The sequence below is a fragment of the Methylophaga sp. UBA2513 genome (assembly GCF_002341285.1).
Classification (GTDB): Bacteria; Pseudomonadota; Gammaproteobacteria; order Nitrosococcales; family Methylophagaceae; genus Methylophaga; species Methylophaga marina.
The window spans coordinates 65934-79998 of the sequence record NZ_DDNT01000001.1 but is presented as its reverse complement, the minus strand read 5'-3'; the positions used below and the strand labels follow the sequence as shown (position 1 = coordinate 79998).

General features: G+C 43.3%; 14 protein-coding genes and 2 tRNA genes. 12 read left to right on the top strand and 4 right to left on the bottom strand.

Annotated elements, in window-relative coordinates:
* Positions 1-4: 4 nt before the first annotated feature.
* The 3 genes from B3V56_RS00365 to mfd form a co-directional block, all read right to left on the bottom strand.
* Positions 5-826 carry an ATP-dependent zinc protease gene (locus B3V56_RS00365; RefSeq protein ID WP_286304203.1) on the bottom strand — a complete coding sequence of 274 codons (822 nt, stop codon included), beginning with the start codon at positions 824-826 and terminating at the stop codon, positions 5-7.
* A gap of 94 nt (positions 827-920) precedes the next feature.
* The gene (locus B3V56_RS00360; protein ID WP_289283841.1) at positions 921-1691 is read right to left on the bottom strand and encodes a methyltransferase domain-containing protein; all 771 of its coding nucleotides are present in this window, start codon (positions 1689-1691) and stop codon (positions 921-923) included.
* Complete coding sequence (mfd, locus tag B3V56_RS00355) at positions 1688-5155, bottom strand: transcription-repair coupling factor (protein WP_289283840.1); 3468 nt, start codon at positions 5153-5155, stop codon at positions 1688-1690. The genes B3V56_RS00360 and mfd overlap by 4 nt, the downstream gene beginning before the upstream one ends.
* Positions 5156-5298: 143 nt before the next feature.
* Between mfd and B3V56_RS00350 the strand changes: the two genes are divergently transcribed.
* The 12 genes from B3V56_RS00350 to B3V56_RS00295 all read left to right on the top strand — a co-directional run bounded on the left by B3V56_RS00350 (position 5299) and on the right by B3V56_RS00295 (position 11750).
* Positions 5299-5505, top strand: a complete 207-nt coding sequence (locus B3V56_RS00350) for a hypothetical protein (RefSeq protein ID WP_289243423.1) — start codon at positions 5299-5301, stop codon at positions 5503-5505.
* Between the two features lie 8 nt (positions 5506-5513).
* Positions 5514-7355 carry an excinuclease ABC subunit UvrC gene (uvrC, locus tag B3V56_RS00345; RefSeq protein ID WP_289283839.1) on the top strand — a complete coding sequence of 614 codons (1842 nt, stop codon included), beginning with the start codon at positions 5514-5516 and terminating at the stop codon, positions 7353-7355.
* 49 nt (positions 7356-7404) lie between these two features.
* Complete coding sequence (gene pgsA / locus B3V56_RS00340) at positions 7405-7962, top strand: CDP-diacylglycerol--glycerol-3-phosphate 3-phosphatidyltransferase (protein ID WP_289283838.1); 558 nt, start codon at positions 7405-7407, stop codon at positions 7960-7962.
* Positions 7963-8000: 38 nt separating this feature from the next.
* Positions 8001-8076: transfer RNA gene (locus B3V56_RS00335), tRNA-Gly, on the top strand.
* A 68-nt stretch (positions 8077-8144) separates the two neighbouring features.
* A tRNA-Cys gene (locus tag B3V56_RS00330) sits at positions 8145-8218 on the top strand.
* 162 nt (positions 8219-8380) lie between these two features.
* The gene (locus B3V56_RS00325) at positions 8381-9583 is read left to right on the top strand and encodes a tyrosine-type recombinase/integrase (RefSeq protein ID WP_289282529.1); all 1203 of its coding nucleotides are present in this window, start codon (positions 8381-8383) and stop codon (positions 9581-9583) included.
* Positions 9584-9734: 151 nt separating this feature from the next.
* Positions 9735-10058: a S24 family peptidase gene (locus B3V56_RS00320; RefSeq protein ID WP_289283837.1), complete on the top strand. Its 324-nt coding sequence runs from the start codon at positions 9735-9737 to the stop codon at positions 10056-10058.
* A gap of 39 nt (positions 10059-10097) precedes the next feature.
* Positions 10098-10334: a hypothetical protein gene (locus B3V56_RS00315; protein WP_289283836.1), complete on the top strand. Its 237-nt coding sequence runs from the start codon at positions 10098-10100 to the stop codon at positions 10332-10334.
* A gap of 357 nt (positions 10335-10691) precedes the next feature.
* Positions 10692-10892, top strand: a complete 201-nt coding sequence (locus B3V56_RS00310) for a helix-turn-helix transcriptional regulator (protein WP_289282531.1) — start codon at positions 10692-10694, stop codon at positions 10890-10892.
* Positions 10892-11185, top strand: coding sequence for a helix-turn-helix domain-containing protein (locus B3V56_RS00305; RefSeq protein WP_289282532.1), 294 nt, complete (start codon positions 10892-10894; stop codon positions 11183-11185). Before B3V56_RS00310 ends, B3V56_RS00305 begins: the two co-directional genes overlap by 1 nt.
* Entirely contained in the window at positions 11182-11370 is a 189-nt protein-coding gene (locus B3V56_RS00300; RefSeq protein ID WP_289282533.1) for a hypothetical protein, read from the top strand. Before B3V56_RS00305 ends, B3V56_RS00300 begins: the two co-directional genes overlap by 4 nt.
* Positions 11370-11750 (top strand): hypothetical protein, encoded by a 381-nt coding sequence (locus B3V56_RS00295; protein ID WP_289282534.1) that lies wholly within the window; start codon positions 11370-11372, stop codon positions 11748-11750. Before B3V56_RS00300 ends, B3V56_RS00295 begins: the two co-directional genes overlap by 1 nt.
* Before the next feature lie 1017 nt (positions 11751-12767).
* Here the strand turns inward: B3V56_RS00295 and B3V56_RS00290 are convergent.
* Positions 12768-14024 carry a diguanylate cyclase gene (locus B3V56_RS00290; RefSeq protein WP_289283835.1) on the bottom strand — a complete coding sequence of 419 codons (1257 nt, stop codon included), beginning with the start codon at positions 14022-14024 and terminating at the stop codon, positions 12768-12770.
* Between the last annotated feature and the right edge of the window lie 41 nt (positions 14025-14065).

Sequence of the window (14065 nt, the reverse complement as noted above, 5' to 3'; positions counted from 1 at the left end):
TTCCTTATTTCTTCTTACTTTTACTGACTGAAGGTGCTTGCGGCTGGTTTTTAACAATTTCAGGTTTGGGTTGATTATTGTCTTTTGCCACATCTACCACAGCTACATCACGTAAGAACTCACGTCCCAGCAGGATAGGGTAGGTCATATGGGTGCGGTCATTTAAGGTAAATTCAGCTACTTCGGTCATCTTACCCAAGCGTACAGTTAGTGAGGCTACTGGACGTTTGTCGAGTGTATCTGTCGAGGCCTGACGGATTTTGACGTAACGCACTAAGGGAGCTTCAATTTCAAAGCTATCGTCACCATCATCTGGTGCTAAACGGAAACGTACCCAGTTCTTGCCATCTTTCTCAAAGGGAGTGATATCCAGCGCACTGATAGATGATGTGGTAGCGCCGGTATCGACACGAGCCTCGTAAACACGATTGATAGCCTCAATCCACAGCCATTCTGTTTTACCGACTACTAGTTTATTACCGATATTGTTTGTATTTACCGCAGCAGGTTTGGGGCAAAGTGGGGGAGCAGCATCACCTTTGTGTTGTTTGACGATGACAGTATCCAGTTTGCCTTCAATCACATCAAAACGTCCATCAAACTGACGTTGTGCTTTGCTGATCTTTTGCAGTTCATCAGCTTGTACTGTCTCTTGCTTGTTCAAACTTTCACATTGCTGCTGAATTTGTTGAATGAGGCGAGATTCGGTCTCTTGCAGAGATTGAGCTAACTCAGTAGATGAGACAGGAGGTGTTTGTGGACCCTGTTGAATACAGGCGCTTAAAAATACAGTAGAAGAAGCAATCAGAACTAATAGTTTAGACATAATAACCTTGTAAGGATAATTGATTGGATTCACTAAAAAATAGCGGCTATTGTAGCAGAGACAATACGCTTGATAAGCAGCGTATTAAAAATTCTTATGTATTTTCACGTTTCGCTAATAAATGAATGTATCGGCCCATATCACGATAAACCGGCATGCGACAATATTGATGCTCTAGCTCGAACAATACGGACTCATCACTGTTGTCTCTGGCTTGTTGGCTCATGTAGTCATTAAACACTCGAATCCCTGTATGTTTCTCAATGGAAAACCCAGCATGGCGCATTTCATCAAGAATAATGTGTGGAAACTGTGGGTTTGGCGGCGTTAATTTATTACCTTTACCAATGTAACTATCATTAAGTATGGGGGGTAATCTCCAGCCGCCTTTTAAAACATTGCTGTAGACCATGGCATTTCTGTTGTAGAACAGCAGGGATAAATAGCCACCAGGCCTGACTTTGTCCATGATTGTCTTGAGCGATGCAAGTGGTTCGCTTAACCACTCCAGCACAGCATGACACAACACTAAATCAAATTGTGGTAGCTGTTTAGCGAGACTTTGTGCTGACTCATGATAAAACGTGGCTTTGATATTGGCCTGTTCAAAATGAGTTTTAGCCGTATTAAGCATCTTTTCTGACAGATCACACAGCGTCAGTTGGTGAGCATGCTCTGCCAGCCAGAGACTGATTTGCCCCTGGCCACAGCCTGCATCCCACACATTCATGGGCGATGCGGCAGCGAACCTTGCCAGGTCTTCTTTTAATAAACGTAACCGCCATTCGCCTTTAACGGTTTCGTAGATTTTACTTTCAAACCTATCGAATAAGTCATCGAAATTACGATCGTGTTGAATGGTCATGCGCTTTTAGTCAATAAGGCATCTAATAAGCTATCGAGAGCAACAATGCGATCATCAGCTTCTGGCATGTCTTCAACAAAGCGCAATTTGTCCTGACCATCTAATTTGAATTTTTTAGGCTGTTTTTGAATGAGATTAATAATAGTCATCGGATCCACATTGGGCGACTCTTCAAATAATAAACGCCCGCCTTGGTCATAGACATCAATTTTTCGAATACCAATTTGTTTCGCTTTAAAACGAAGCTCATGAACAGCAAACAAGGTTTTGACCTGATCCGGTAACAAGCCAAAACGATCAATCATTTCGACCTGTAGCTCATGCAATGCCTCATTATCAGCCGCTGCAGAGATACGTTTATACAAAACCAAACGTGTATGCACATCAGGTAAATAGTCAGAAGGAATAAGAGCAGGAACGTGTAAATCGATTTCAACAAAGTGGCGGTCTGATTGATTCAGACTGGGTTCTTTACCCGATTTCAATGCTCTGACAGCACGTTCTAATAACTCGTTGTACAGATTAAAACCAATTTCCTGCATTTGGCCGCTTTGCTCGTCACCTAATAACTCGCCAGCCCCACGGATTTCCATATCATGAGTTGCTAAAGTAAAGCCTGCGCCTAAGTCTTCAATAGACTCGATGGCTTCCAGACGTTTCACCGCGTCTTTCGTCATGGCTTTTTGTGGCGGTGTGATGAGATAAGCATAGGCCCGATGATGTGAACGACCAACACGGCCACGGATTTGGTACAACTGAGCCAGACCAAGCTTATCTGCACGATCGATAAAAATAGTATTGGCGGTTGGGACGTCAATGCCCGTTTCGATGATGGTGGTACAAACCAACACATTAAAGCGTTGATGATAAAAGTCGAGCATGACCTGTTCTAATTCACGCTCACGCATTTGTCCATGAGCGACGGCCACTTTGGCCTCTGGCAGAATGGCTTCAATTTCACGGGCGACGCGATCGATATCTTCGACTTTGTTGTGAAGGAAATAAACCTGACCACCACGTTTGATTTCACGCAGCATACCTTCGCGAATTTTCTCTGCATCCCATTGTAAAACAAACGTTTTTATCGCTAAACGGCGTGCCGGTGCTGTGGCAATAATCGACAAATCACGAATACCGGAAATCGACATATTTAAAGTGCGTGGTATTGGTGTTGCCGTCAGCGTCAGTACGTCTATATGAGCACGGTATTTTTTTATCTGCTCTTTCTGAGTGACACCAAATCGGTGTTCTTCATCCAAAATAAACAGGCCCAGACGTTTGGGATCAATATCTTGCTGAAGTAATTTGTGAGTACCGATAATGATGTCAGCGTTACCTTCACTGATACCGGCTTTGACTTTATCCAAGGATTTTTTTGACTGGAAACGCGATAACACTTCGACTTTCACCGGCCAGTCAGCAAAGCGATCTTTAAAGTTTTCATAATGTTGTTGTGCAAGCAAGGTAGTGGGTACCAACACCATAACCTGTTTACCGGAATGTACGGCCATAAACGCGGCTCGCATAGCGACTTCTGTTTTGCCAAAGCCCACGTCACCACATACCAGCCTGTCCATAGGTTGTTCCGACAACATGTCTTTGATAACGGCATCAATGGCATCTTGTTGATCAGGCGTTGGCTCGAAGGGGAAGGCCGCAGCGAAAGCCGCATAGTCTTCATCTGGCATACCCATGGGCTGTTTTTTATTCGCAGCACGACGAGCGTAGATATCAAGTAGTTCTGCTGCCACATCCCGTGCTTTTTCTGCTGCACGTTTACGGGCTTTTTCCCATTGACCTGTGCCAAGTTTGTGTAATGGGGCTAATTCAGGTGCCGCGCCAGAATAACGACTGATTAAATCCAGAGAAGCGACAGGTACATAAAGCTTATCGCCTTTGGCATATTCCAAAGTCACATATTCAGCGGTGACATCACCAATATCCAATGTTTGCAGACCAAGGTACCGACCTACCCCATGATCTTCATGGACAACAGCATCACCGATAGAGAGTTCGGCCAGATTACGGATAATGGCATCGGTATCACGCTTTTTACGACTACGACGTCGACGCTGCATGACCTGCTGGCCAAACAGCTGTGTTTCAGCAATAACAGCCAGGTTTTCATGACCTAGCAATAAACCTTGCTCCAGCGGAGCGACGGTCATGGCTAAGTTGTCATCACCTTGGATAAACGCATCCCAGTTACTGACAGGCTGACATTTGATATCGTGCTGTCGCAGCATATCCAGTAATGTTTCACGACGCCCGGCACTCTCTGCGGCAAATAATATTCGTCCATCGAACTGACCAATAAATTGTTGTAACGCCTCACAAGGTTTGTCCTTACGCGCATTCATCGTCAGTTGTGGCGGCATGCCTGAACCATAATTGATATGACCTGCTTTGTCCTGATGCTCAAAGCTTTGCAAATGAAGACGTTGATAGGCCTTGAAAGAGCTGAATAATTCTTCAACTGTAATGAATACATGTTGAGGCTCGAGCAGCGGTCGTTCTGGATTCACACGATGCTGACGATAGCGCTCGCTGATTTCCTGCCAGTATCGGTCAGCACCGACATGTGGGTCTGCAATACTAACAATTAAGGTGTTATCCGGAAGGTAGTCGAGCAGGCTGTTAGTTTTTTCAAAAAATAAAGGCAGGTAAAACTCGATACCACCTGGCACATTGCCATCACTGATTTCACGATAAATAAAACTACGTTGGGGATCGCCCTCGAAATGCCGGCGGAATTGTTGCCGAAATAACTGAATACCGTCTTCGGTCATCGGGAATTCACGTGCGGGCAATAGCTGAATGTTATCGATAGTATCTATCGAACGCTGTGTTTCCGGATCAAAGGTTCTTAGAGTATCAATTTCATCATCAAACAGATCTATACGATAAGGGAGTTTGCTCCCCATGGGATACAAATCAATGATGGCACCTCGTACCGTAAATTCCCCATGCTCCATGACTTGAGAAACGTTACGATAACCGGCTTTTTCGAGTTTTAAACGCCAGCTTTCAATATCGAATTGATCGCCCGTTTTCAGAATCAGCGTGTTGCCTTCGAGGAATGCACGGGGCGCAATACGTTGCATCAATGTCGCTATGGGCACCATCAGCAGACCTTGTTTAAAGTCGGGTAACTGATGCAGTGTTTCTAATCGTTCTGAAACGATATCCTGATGCGGAGAAAAGGTATCGTAAGGTAGCGTTTCCCAATCTGGAAAATGTAAAACAGGCCTTTTATCTTCCCCTAAGAAAAATTTTGCTTCTAATTCCAGACGATGTGCGGTATTCATGTCATCGGTAATGACTAGCAGCGGACCATCATGTCGCTGCGCTGCTTTCGCTAATAAAAGACCTTGTGCGCTTCCATAAAGCTGGCCTGCATAAAAGGCTTCTTTATTAGATGATGGTAGCTTGGGATTGAGCAGATTAGGCTGAGTATGATTCACTAGACTGATTCGTTACAAAAACGTCTATTTTCACATAAAACGAAGAAGTCTTGTCACAAAGAGCTGAATAAGGCACATTATCCCTTATAATTTATAAGTGATTATATGCTTGAATAAACTTGCAAAGGTGCGGGAGAATAATAATGAAACGAATTGAAAATGTCGTACTGTTAAAAACGATAGGCAGTGCTGAGTTAATAGCAGCTTTAGCGATGTTTTATTTTTTTTACACTGACGTCCCAGCGTTAATCGGTGGCTTTATTTTGCTTGGCTTATCAGCCAACAGCTTTTATCAGGCACATAAATGTTACCAACGACAGTACGCACCCAAACAAAACGACCACACTTGAAATGAGACATGGCTGAAGCAGTTAAGCAAACAAAAACGAGCGAATTTGATTCAGCCTCCTTCCTAAAAAACCTGACTAGCCGGCCCGGTGTGTATCGCATGATCGATGACACCGGAACGGTGATTTATGTTGGTAAGGCCAAAAACCTTAAGAAACGTGTTTCCAGTTATTTTCGCAAAACCGGTTTAACAGCCAAAACACGTGTCATGGTCGCTCAGATCGCATCCATTGAAACTACCGTCACCCACACTGAAAACGAAGCATTAATCCTTGAAAACAATTTAATTAAGGTATTAATGCCACGTTACAACATTCTGCTGCGTGATGATAAAAGCTATCCTTATTTATTAATATCAGGCGATAAATTTCCCCGGTTAAGCTATCACCGCGGTGCTAAACGCAAAGCAGGGCGTTATTTCGGCCCATATCCCAGTGCCGGGGCTGTAAGGGATAGTCTCAACTTGCTGCAAAAACTCTTTCCTGTCAGACAATGCGAAGACAGTTATTATCAAAACCGCTCGCGCCCATGCCTGCAATATCAGATTAAACGCTGTACAGCACCCTGTGTTGGTCTGATCAGTGAAGAAGAATATAAAAAAGATGTCGAACACACGATTATGTTTTTGGAAGGCAAAAACAAACAGGTCATGGATGATCTGAGTGCCGAAATGGATGCAGCATCACAACGGCTCGACTTTGAACAGGCTGCGGCTATTCGCGATAAAGTGATTGCACTACGTCGGGTACAGGAACGCCAATACGTCAGCTCAGACCAAGGTGAGTTTGATGTGTTGGCAGCGATTGTCAAAGATGGCATGGCTGTGGTTGAAGTCTGTTTTATCCGTGGTGGACGTAACCTCGGTAGTAAAAGTTATTTTCCAAAAGGCTCAGGTGACAGCAGCCCTGAGGAATTATTATCGGCTTTCGTTCCTCAGTATTATCTGGGCAAAAATGTGCCCACAGAAATCTTACTTAGCCATGAGCCAGAAGACAGAGATTTAATTCAGGATGTGCTGCAAACTGAATCTGGTCACAAGGTCAGCCTAAGAAAACCTCAACGAGGTCAGGGCGTTCGCTGGATGCAGATGGCCTCTACCAATGCGGATATCAGCCTGACTCAACGGTTAAGTAGCCGTTCCAATTTACTACAGCGATTTGAGATGTTGCAGGATGCGTTAAGCCTGGATGAATTACCCAAACGTATCGAGTGTTTTGATATTAGTCATACTCGCGGTGAACGAACTGTTGCTTCATGTGTGGTGTTTGGGCTGGAAGGCGCGATTAAGGCGGATTATCGCAAGTTTAATATCGAGGGTATTACCGGTGGCGATGATTACGCAGCGATGAATCAGGCATTAACACGCCGTTTCACGCGTTTGCAGAAAGGCGAAGGTAAGCGGCCTGATCTCTTATTAATAGATGGTGGTAAAGGTCAAATCAAAGAAGCACAAGAAGTGCTCGAAGAACTCAATTTATCTGATTTACCTATATTAGGTATCGCAAAAGGGCCAGAACGCCGACCAGGTGAGGAAACATTATTCCTGGTGGGTAGAGAAGGAGAAGTCACGCTGACAGCCGATTCGCCGGCACTGCATTTATTGCAACAAGTGCGGGATGAAGCTCATCGCTTTGCGATTACGGGTCACCGACAGCGACGCGCTAAGGCACGTAAAACATCCACACTTGAGCATATTGAAGGCTTAGGGCCTAAACGCAGACAAAAGCTGTTACAACAGTTTGGTGGACTTCAGGAAGTGCAACGAGCTGGTGTGGAAGATTTAGCCAAGGTGGACGGTATCAGTAAATCCCTTGCTCAAAAAATCTATGATGTCTTTCATGGCGATCATTAAGCACGCATAGTGATACCATAAACATGATTTTAATTTTAAGTGACACAAGATGTTGAATTTACCAAATATTTTAAGCTGCTTACGGATTCTGTTAGTTCCTATTCTGATTCTGTTCTATTTTTTACCTATGCCTTCAGCATCAGTCTGGGCTGCTTTGATATTTGTCATTGCCGCGTTTACTGACTGGCTGGATGGTTATCTCGCAAGAAAGTGGGAACAAACCTCGGCGTTTGGTGCCTTTCTCGACCCGGTCGCCGATAAACTGATTGTGGTGATGGCGTTGATTATGGTCCTGTTTAAAAGTCCTGTCTGGTACATCCTGATACCTGTGACATTAATCATCGCTCGTGAATTAATTGTTTCCGCATTACGCGAATGGATGGCCGAATTAGGACAGAGAAATGCCGTTAAGGTATCTCAAATGGGTAAGTGGAAAACCACCTTCCAGATGCTGGCCATTGCCTGCCTGATTTACTATAAGCCCTTATTTGGATTACCAGTTTTTGAAATTGGTGTAGCACTCCTGTATGCGGCAGCGTGGTTAACGATTCAGTCAATGTACTACTATCTTTTAGCGGCTTGGCCAATGATGCGAAATAAGGGTTGACATAAAAATTTAAGTGCCTATAATGCACGTCTTCCTCAGCGGGAATAGCTCAGCTGGTAGAGCACAACCTTGCCAAGGTTGGGGTCGCGAGTTCGAATCTCGTTTCCCGCTCCAAGAATATAAAAAGCCGCGGTCAGTCAAGTCACTATCGCGGCTTTTTAGTCTTAGACTCAATGAAAAATGGCTGGGTGGCAGAGTGGTCATGCAGCGGACTGCAACTCCGTTAACGCCGGTTCGATTCCGACCCCAGCCTCCATTTTTCAATTTCACACCATCCCATAACAACCCTAAAAGCCAATAAAAACGCGATATTTCGCTTTTGCGTTGCTTCATTACATCCCAAAAAGAATCTTGACATGTACCACTTACTGGTGCCAACAATAGTGCCAACTGAACTTTCAGAAATGGAGTTGGCACCATGTTGACCGATGTGAAGATAAAATCACTTAAGCCAAAAGATAAACTCTATGCCGTAGCTGATGAAAAAGGCTTGTCATTGGAGGTGTCACCTAAAGGTGGTAAGTGGTGGCGATTTAAGTACCGTTTCGATAACAAGCAAAAAAGACTCTCTCTTGGTGTCTATCCTGATATTGGTCTCAAAGAGGCCAGAAACAGCCGTGACGATCTCCGAAAGCTCATAGCCGAGGGTATTGACCCTGCCACAGTAAGAAAGGCTGAAAAACAGTCTAAAGGCGATCAGAACAGCTTTGAAGCAATAGCCAGAGAATGGCATAGCAAATTCAAGCCTAATTGGTCTGAAGACCATGCCGAACGAACCATTACCCGATTCGAGAAAAATGTTTTTCCCTGGCTTGGTGCCAACAACATAAATGACATTAAAGCCTCAGAACTGCTGGCGGTTGTTAGACGTGTAGAAAGTCGAGGCGCACTTGATACTGCTCACAGAACAATGCAGCAGTGCGGGCAGGTTTTCCGATATGCCATTGCTACAGGTCGAGCAGAGCGTGACCCTTCACTTGATTTGAAAGGATCGCTCCCACCTGTAAGAACCAAACATCATGCCTCATTAACTGAGCCTAAGCAGATAGGCGAACTATTAAGAGCCATCAACGGCTACTCAGGCTATTTTATTACTGCATGTGCCTTGCGCTTTGCCCCTTTGGTTTTTGTACGCCCAAAAGAGCTACGAAGTGCTGAATGGTCAGAGTTTGATTTAGACAATGCTGAATGGCGTATACCTGCACACAAAATGAAAATGCGTGTACTGCACATTGTGCCGTTATCCAAGCAAGCAATCGCTATCTTAAACGAGCTAAAGCCCCTCACAGGCTCAGGACAGTATCTTTTCCCATCTAATCGAACCAAAACAAGACCGATGAGCGATAACACCATTAACGGTGCTTTGCGTCGCTTAGGCTATACCAAAGAAGAAATGACAGGTCACGGCTTTAGAAGCATGGCCTCAACAATTCTTAACGAGCAGGGCTGGAATAGAGACGCGATTGAGAGGCAGCTTGCCCATAGTGAGCGTGATGGCGTGAGAGCGGCTTACAACTACGCTGAGTATCTGCCAGAGCGTAAAAAGATGATGCAATCATGGGCTGATTATCTTGACGGGCTGGTGGCTGGTGCAGATGTTATCCCGATCAGAAAAGCGTAATTATCCCCCTATCGGGTGATTTATTTTAGAAATAGAAGTGTAAGTTTCTAAATATGGAGAAATAGAGCAATGGATTGCAAAAGCGTCGGGAAAGGTGTCCTACCACCAGCCCCGACTAATCAAAAACAAAGCTAGTAAGGAGCTTTAATTCATGACTGATCTTATTTTAACTCAAACAGCAGATGATAATGCTGAAGGTATGGCATGGCTAAGCGGTGAAGGTGATTCAATGAGTGCCGATTTTAATCATGGTGATCCTTTGTTGGTGGACATGAATGTTAATAATTATGTTGGTGATGGTATATATGTGTTTCAAGTTGGGAGTGATCGTTTTGTAAAGCGACTACAGCGTGTTCCAGAAGGCTTCGCGGTACTCTCATCTAACCCAGACTATTACACTTGGTATATCACTCCTGATATGAGTTTGAGAGTTTTCGGGCGTGTAATTAAGGCTTGGAAGTCGAGCGAGATTTAAATAGAAAATCATCACAATCAATTACCTAAGGAGGCAACAATGACTTACACAGCCACAAATTCTGCAAGCTTTTGCAAACCAATATTTGAAGTTGGGACATATGAAGACAATGGTTCTGGCTATTACGTCATCACAACTGATGTAATTGACGGTGTCAGATACAGAAGGCTGGCGAGTACTCGTTTCTATAACAAGCTAGATGCCAGATTAAGATTGAGGGAAGTACTACGCTATAAACCTTCAGCCAGCCTTATTCTGTATCTGGCCGAGCCATAAACAGACTAAAGTTTTAATTTACCAAGCCTAGCCCGACGGGGTGAAAAGCTGGCCTCATTCACTAGCCTGGCTTGGTTTTTTTTGAACGAAACAGTAATCAAAGCGACTAGGCGATAGGCTTTTATGTCAAAGATAAAGGTGGGGGTTGTAAGACTACGAGAATGTTGCGGAAGTATTGATATACCTAGCTTTTGAAGCGACAAATATTTATTTTTCATACCCACAAATCATCACAAATCATCACAAATTGTCACAATCAAACACAACTGTCAGCATTTTTTATAACTTGTTGCGATAAATAATGATGTGTGAATAATGAATTGTCATGTTTAACAACGTCCCTTAGGAGGGCAAAACATGACACAGCAAATCATAAAACTATCTGAAGTAAAACTAATCTCTGGTCTTAGTGGTTCATCAATCTATCGTGGTGCTGCAAGTGGCACCTTTCCAAAACCGATTAAATTAGGCGAACGTTCAAGTGGCTGGATCAAGTCAGAGGTTGATCAATGGCTAAATGAACGTATCGAGCTTTCTCGCAATGGGGAGGTGGCCTAATGAAAAGACCAGATATATCCAGAGCAAGCCAAAGAGCTGCTATTCTCAATTACCTACAAAGCAATGGCTCAATCACAACTATCTATGCTCGTGAAGTGTTGGGGATTATGTCCCCAGCAGCGCGCGTGCTTGAACTTCGAGAGCAAGGTCACAGGATAGTAACTCATTGGACTAAAACCACCGATAACGCGGGTACAAAGCATCGAGAAGCAAAATATGTACTATTCGGTAATGTCATAAAAAAAGCCCCAACCACCAGCGACCAAACTAACGGAAAGGGCATTGCTATATGAGCCAGATCGATAATACATATCAATTTGTAGTGTGGCAAAGATTAGTCATTCAGGCTCAAGAGTTAGCTTTAAAAATGCCAGGTATAGGTTTAAACCCAGACATTTTACCAACGCTACCCATTGAGCAATTAACGGGCGTTCTTGCTTTCCTGAAACGTTCCTATGCTGAAAAACAGGCTAGTTAATGGCGGGGCGAAATCGCTTTAAACAGCCTTTTGATAAGCGAGGCGGTGCATTGGTGATGAGTACGTATCTTCTAAAGTCTGATACGTACTTATCACTATCACCACAAGCTAAAGTATTAATGATGCTGTTACAAATACACTGGAAGTCTGACAGGTTAGTTGACTACGGTGTAAGAGAAGCAGCAGAGAAAATACCTTGCTCAAAGAAAACAGCTATCAGGTCATTTAAAGAGCTTGAGGATAAAGGCTTTATATCTTGTCAGAATGAGTTTTGGTTTAGCAGTAGAACAGGAAGCAGGACAAGAGGCTGGCGGCTCGAATGGTTACCGTTTAATGATCGACCACCAGCTAATACATGGGAAAAAAAGAACCATGATTAACAGATTAACCGGTGCAAAAACGACACCGTCGAGGCGTTTGACGGTGCAAAAACGATACCGTCGATTTTAAAAATGAATTTGACGGTGTCGAATATGCACCATTGGCACAATAAAATCAGTCACTTACAAAAAGGGTGGCGGTGTCGATTTTGCACCACACCTACATATACCACTACCTATGCATTTTTATTGTTTGTTTAAGCATGTTTTATGGTCAGGAAATGCGAGTGGCCTCAAATGCTTTTAAACCCAGTAAAAGGTCAAGATTAGGGCAAGGGGTAATTAGAAAGCATAGTAGTTTCTTTACCAACGACAGGCCAAGATCAAAATACTCTGAATTGATACTTAGTTTTTTTGACAAGGTTTTTCTGACATCATCACGCGAGCAAGGTTTTATGGTAGTCACTACGCGAGGAAAATTCCCTGTCAATTAGCCTGTAAAAAACGCTAACTCAATATAACCTTGACGGTAAAAAAGTAATTATCCGTCTAAACATAGATAGAGAGCCCACGCGCGCGTATTTGTCGGCTAAATCTGTCTAGTGCAGGTCAAGGTAATTGAGGCTAAATCCGTCTCAACAGGTCAAAATTAATCCGAGCATGAGACATGCACAAAAGCTCAATATTGATCCAATGGCTTATCGGAAAATAAAACTGGCTGGTGGCTAGAAAGCACGCAAGCTAAGCTTTGATTTAGTCGATGTTTACCGAGTGTTTTTTATTGCCAAAATTGAGCGCAAAAGTGAACAGGAAAGCTTATGGCAATCAATATGATAGATGTTTTTCTGAACGCAATATGAGCATGTTTAGAAATAATGAAACCTGAGTAAACCTGATTCGCTAAGCAGTTATTATTTGGTGCCAACTATAGTGCCAACTCAAAAAAATGAATTATTCAATGCCTTTATTTTTGCGCATTTCAAGTAATAATTGGATTGAGACCCCACCTCCATTTTCAAGCTCACACAAACAAATCAGTATCAGGCGCTTTTAAGCGCTTTTTTTATGCCTGTTATTCTAAATAGGCACGGCTAGAGTGAGTTTGTCTCTGCCATTGGCTTTCGATTCGTACAATGCTTTATCGATAACACAAAATAAATCTCTTGTGTTGGCAATGGGGAACAGATCCGTGTGGTATAGACCTGCGCTGATTGTGGCGTTGATATGTTGACCTTCGAAGTTAAAGTGATGTGACCGGGTTTGGTTGATTAACTCTTGTATGATTTCTTGTGCTCTTTCAGATGGTAGCCGGTTTAATATAACGACAAACTCCTCACCACCTACTCGATAAGCTTTGTCGCTATCACGCCCTTGGGATTGTAAAATCTCTGCAAACTCTTTTAAGACATGATCCCCTGCTAAATGCCCATAGGCATCATTAATCTTTTTGAAAAAGTCGATATCAATAAGCGCGATACCAAAAGGACACTGGTGTGCATGAAAGCCTTTTATTAAGGCTTCTATTTCGAACTCTAATGTGAGTCGATTATTTAGATTAGTCAGTGGATCTTTACTGGCGAGATCTTTGAGTTTTTTATTAGCTGCTTCCAGTTTGTACGTGCGTAATTCGACCTGTTCTTCAAGACTGTTCAGCAGGCGCTGTTCAGCTTCACGTGATTTGATGACTTCTTTTGCCATCGGTCTAAAGATAAAAATCACTTCAAGGACAAGGGTGAGTAGGGTAATTAACCAGAGTCCAACTTCCAGGTTCTTGATGATACGGAGCCTTTCATCACCTTCGAACTGATATTGATTGACAGCCTTATCTAAATCAATGAGTAAATTTTCGGAGACATTGTCGATTTGATTCATCAATGTCTGAAAGGTTTGTTCGTCATAAGTATCGATAAGCTGTGTGGCTGTATTCAGGTATTGCTTGACTCTGTCATACAGGTTGATATCGCCAAAATAGAGGTGTCGGATAGCTGCTGACTGTTCGAGTGTTTTATTATTTTTCAGTTGGCCTGAGGCAAGTTGCTGATTAGCCTCACCCATCTTGTTTATATGCTGAGTTAAGGCATCCTCGGTGGTGTCTTGCTCTGAGTTTGTTATGAAGCGTTGTTGATATAAACGATGGATGTCGAGTGCAATATGTTGACTCAACATGCGTTGACTGCCTGAGATATTGACGACATAGGCCGTATTATCGACATCGGATATGGCAGATTTTAATGTGTAGGCAGCGAAACTGGACAGTATGGCAATAAGCACAACAGCCAGCATGTAGCGCTTGGTGATGAGTCTGTGCAATGCGGGCTGTGTATTATCTGCCATAATATCTATTCATTTATATTATCGCTCATGAGATATCTTTC

Excerpts from the sequence above, each read along its gene's own strand:
- B3V56_RS00365 (WP_286304203.1), bottom strand. The coding sequence starts at position 826 with ATGTCTAAACTATTAGTTCTGATTGCTTCTTCTACTGTATTTTTAAGC.
- B3V56_RS00360 (WP_289283841.1), bottom strand. The coding sequence starts at position 1,691 with ATGACCATTCAACACGATCGTAATTTCGATGACTTATTCGATAGGTTT.
- B3V56_RS00350 (WP_289243423.1), top strand. The coding sequence starts at position 5,299 with ATGAAACGAATTGAAAATGTCGTACTGTTAAAAACGATAGGCAGTGCT.
- uvrC (WP_289283839.1), top strand. The coding sequence starts at position 5,514 with ATGGCTGAAGCAGTTAAGCAAACAAAAACGAGCGAATTTGATTCAGCC.
- pgsA (WP_289283838.1), top strand. The coding sequence starts at position 7,405 with ATGTTGAATTTACCAAATATTTTAAGCTGCTTACGGATTCTGTTAGTT.
- B3V56_RS00325 (WP_289282529.1), top strand. The coding sequence starts at position 8,381 with ATGTTGACCGATGTGAAGATAAAATCACTTAAGCCAAAAGATAAACTC.
- B3V56_RS00320 (WP_289283837.1), top strand. The coding sequence starts at position 9,735 with ATGACTGATCTTATTTTAACTCAAACAGCAGATGATAATGCTGAAGGT.
- B3V56_RS00315 (WP_289283836.1), top strand. The coding sequence starts at position 10,098 with ATGACTTACACAGCCACAAATTCTGCAAGCTTTTGCAAACCAATATTT.
- B3V56_RS00310 (WP_289282531.1), top strand. The coding sequence starts at position 10,692 with ATGACACAGCAAATCATAAAACTATCTGAAGTAAAACTAATCTCTGGT.
- B3V56_RS00305 (WP_289282532.1), top strand. The coding sequence starts at position 10,892 with ATGAAAAGACCAGATATATCCAGAGCAAGCCAAAGAGCTGCTATTCTC.
- B3V56_RS00300 (WP_289282533.1), top strand. The coding sequence starts at position 11,182 with ATGAGCCAGATCGATAATACATATCAATTTGTAGTGTGGCAAAGATTA.
- B3V56_RS00295 (WP_289282534.1), top strand. The coding sequence starts at position 11,370 with ATGGCGGGGCGAAATCGCTTTAAACAGCCTTTTGATAAGCGAGGCGGT.
- B3V56_RS00290 (WP_289283835.1), bottom strand. The coding sequence starts at position 14,024 with ATGGCAGATAATACACAGCCCGCATTGCACAGACTCATCACCAAGCGC.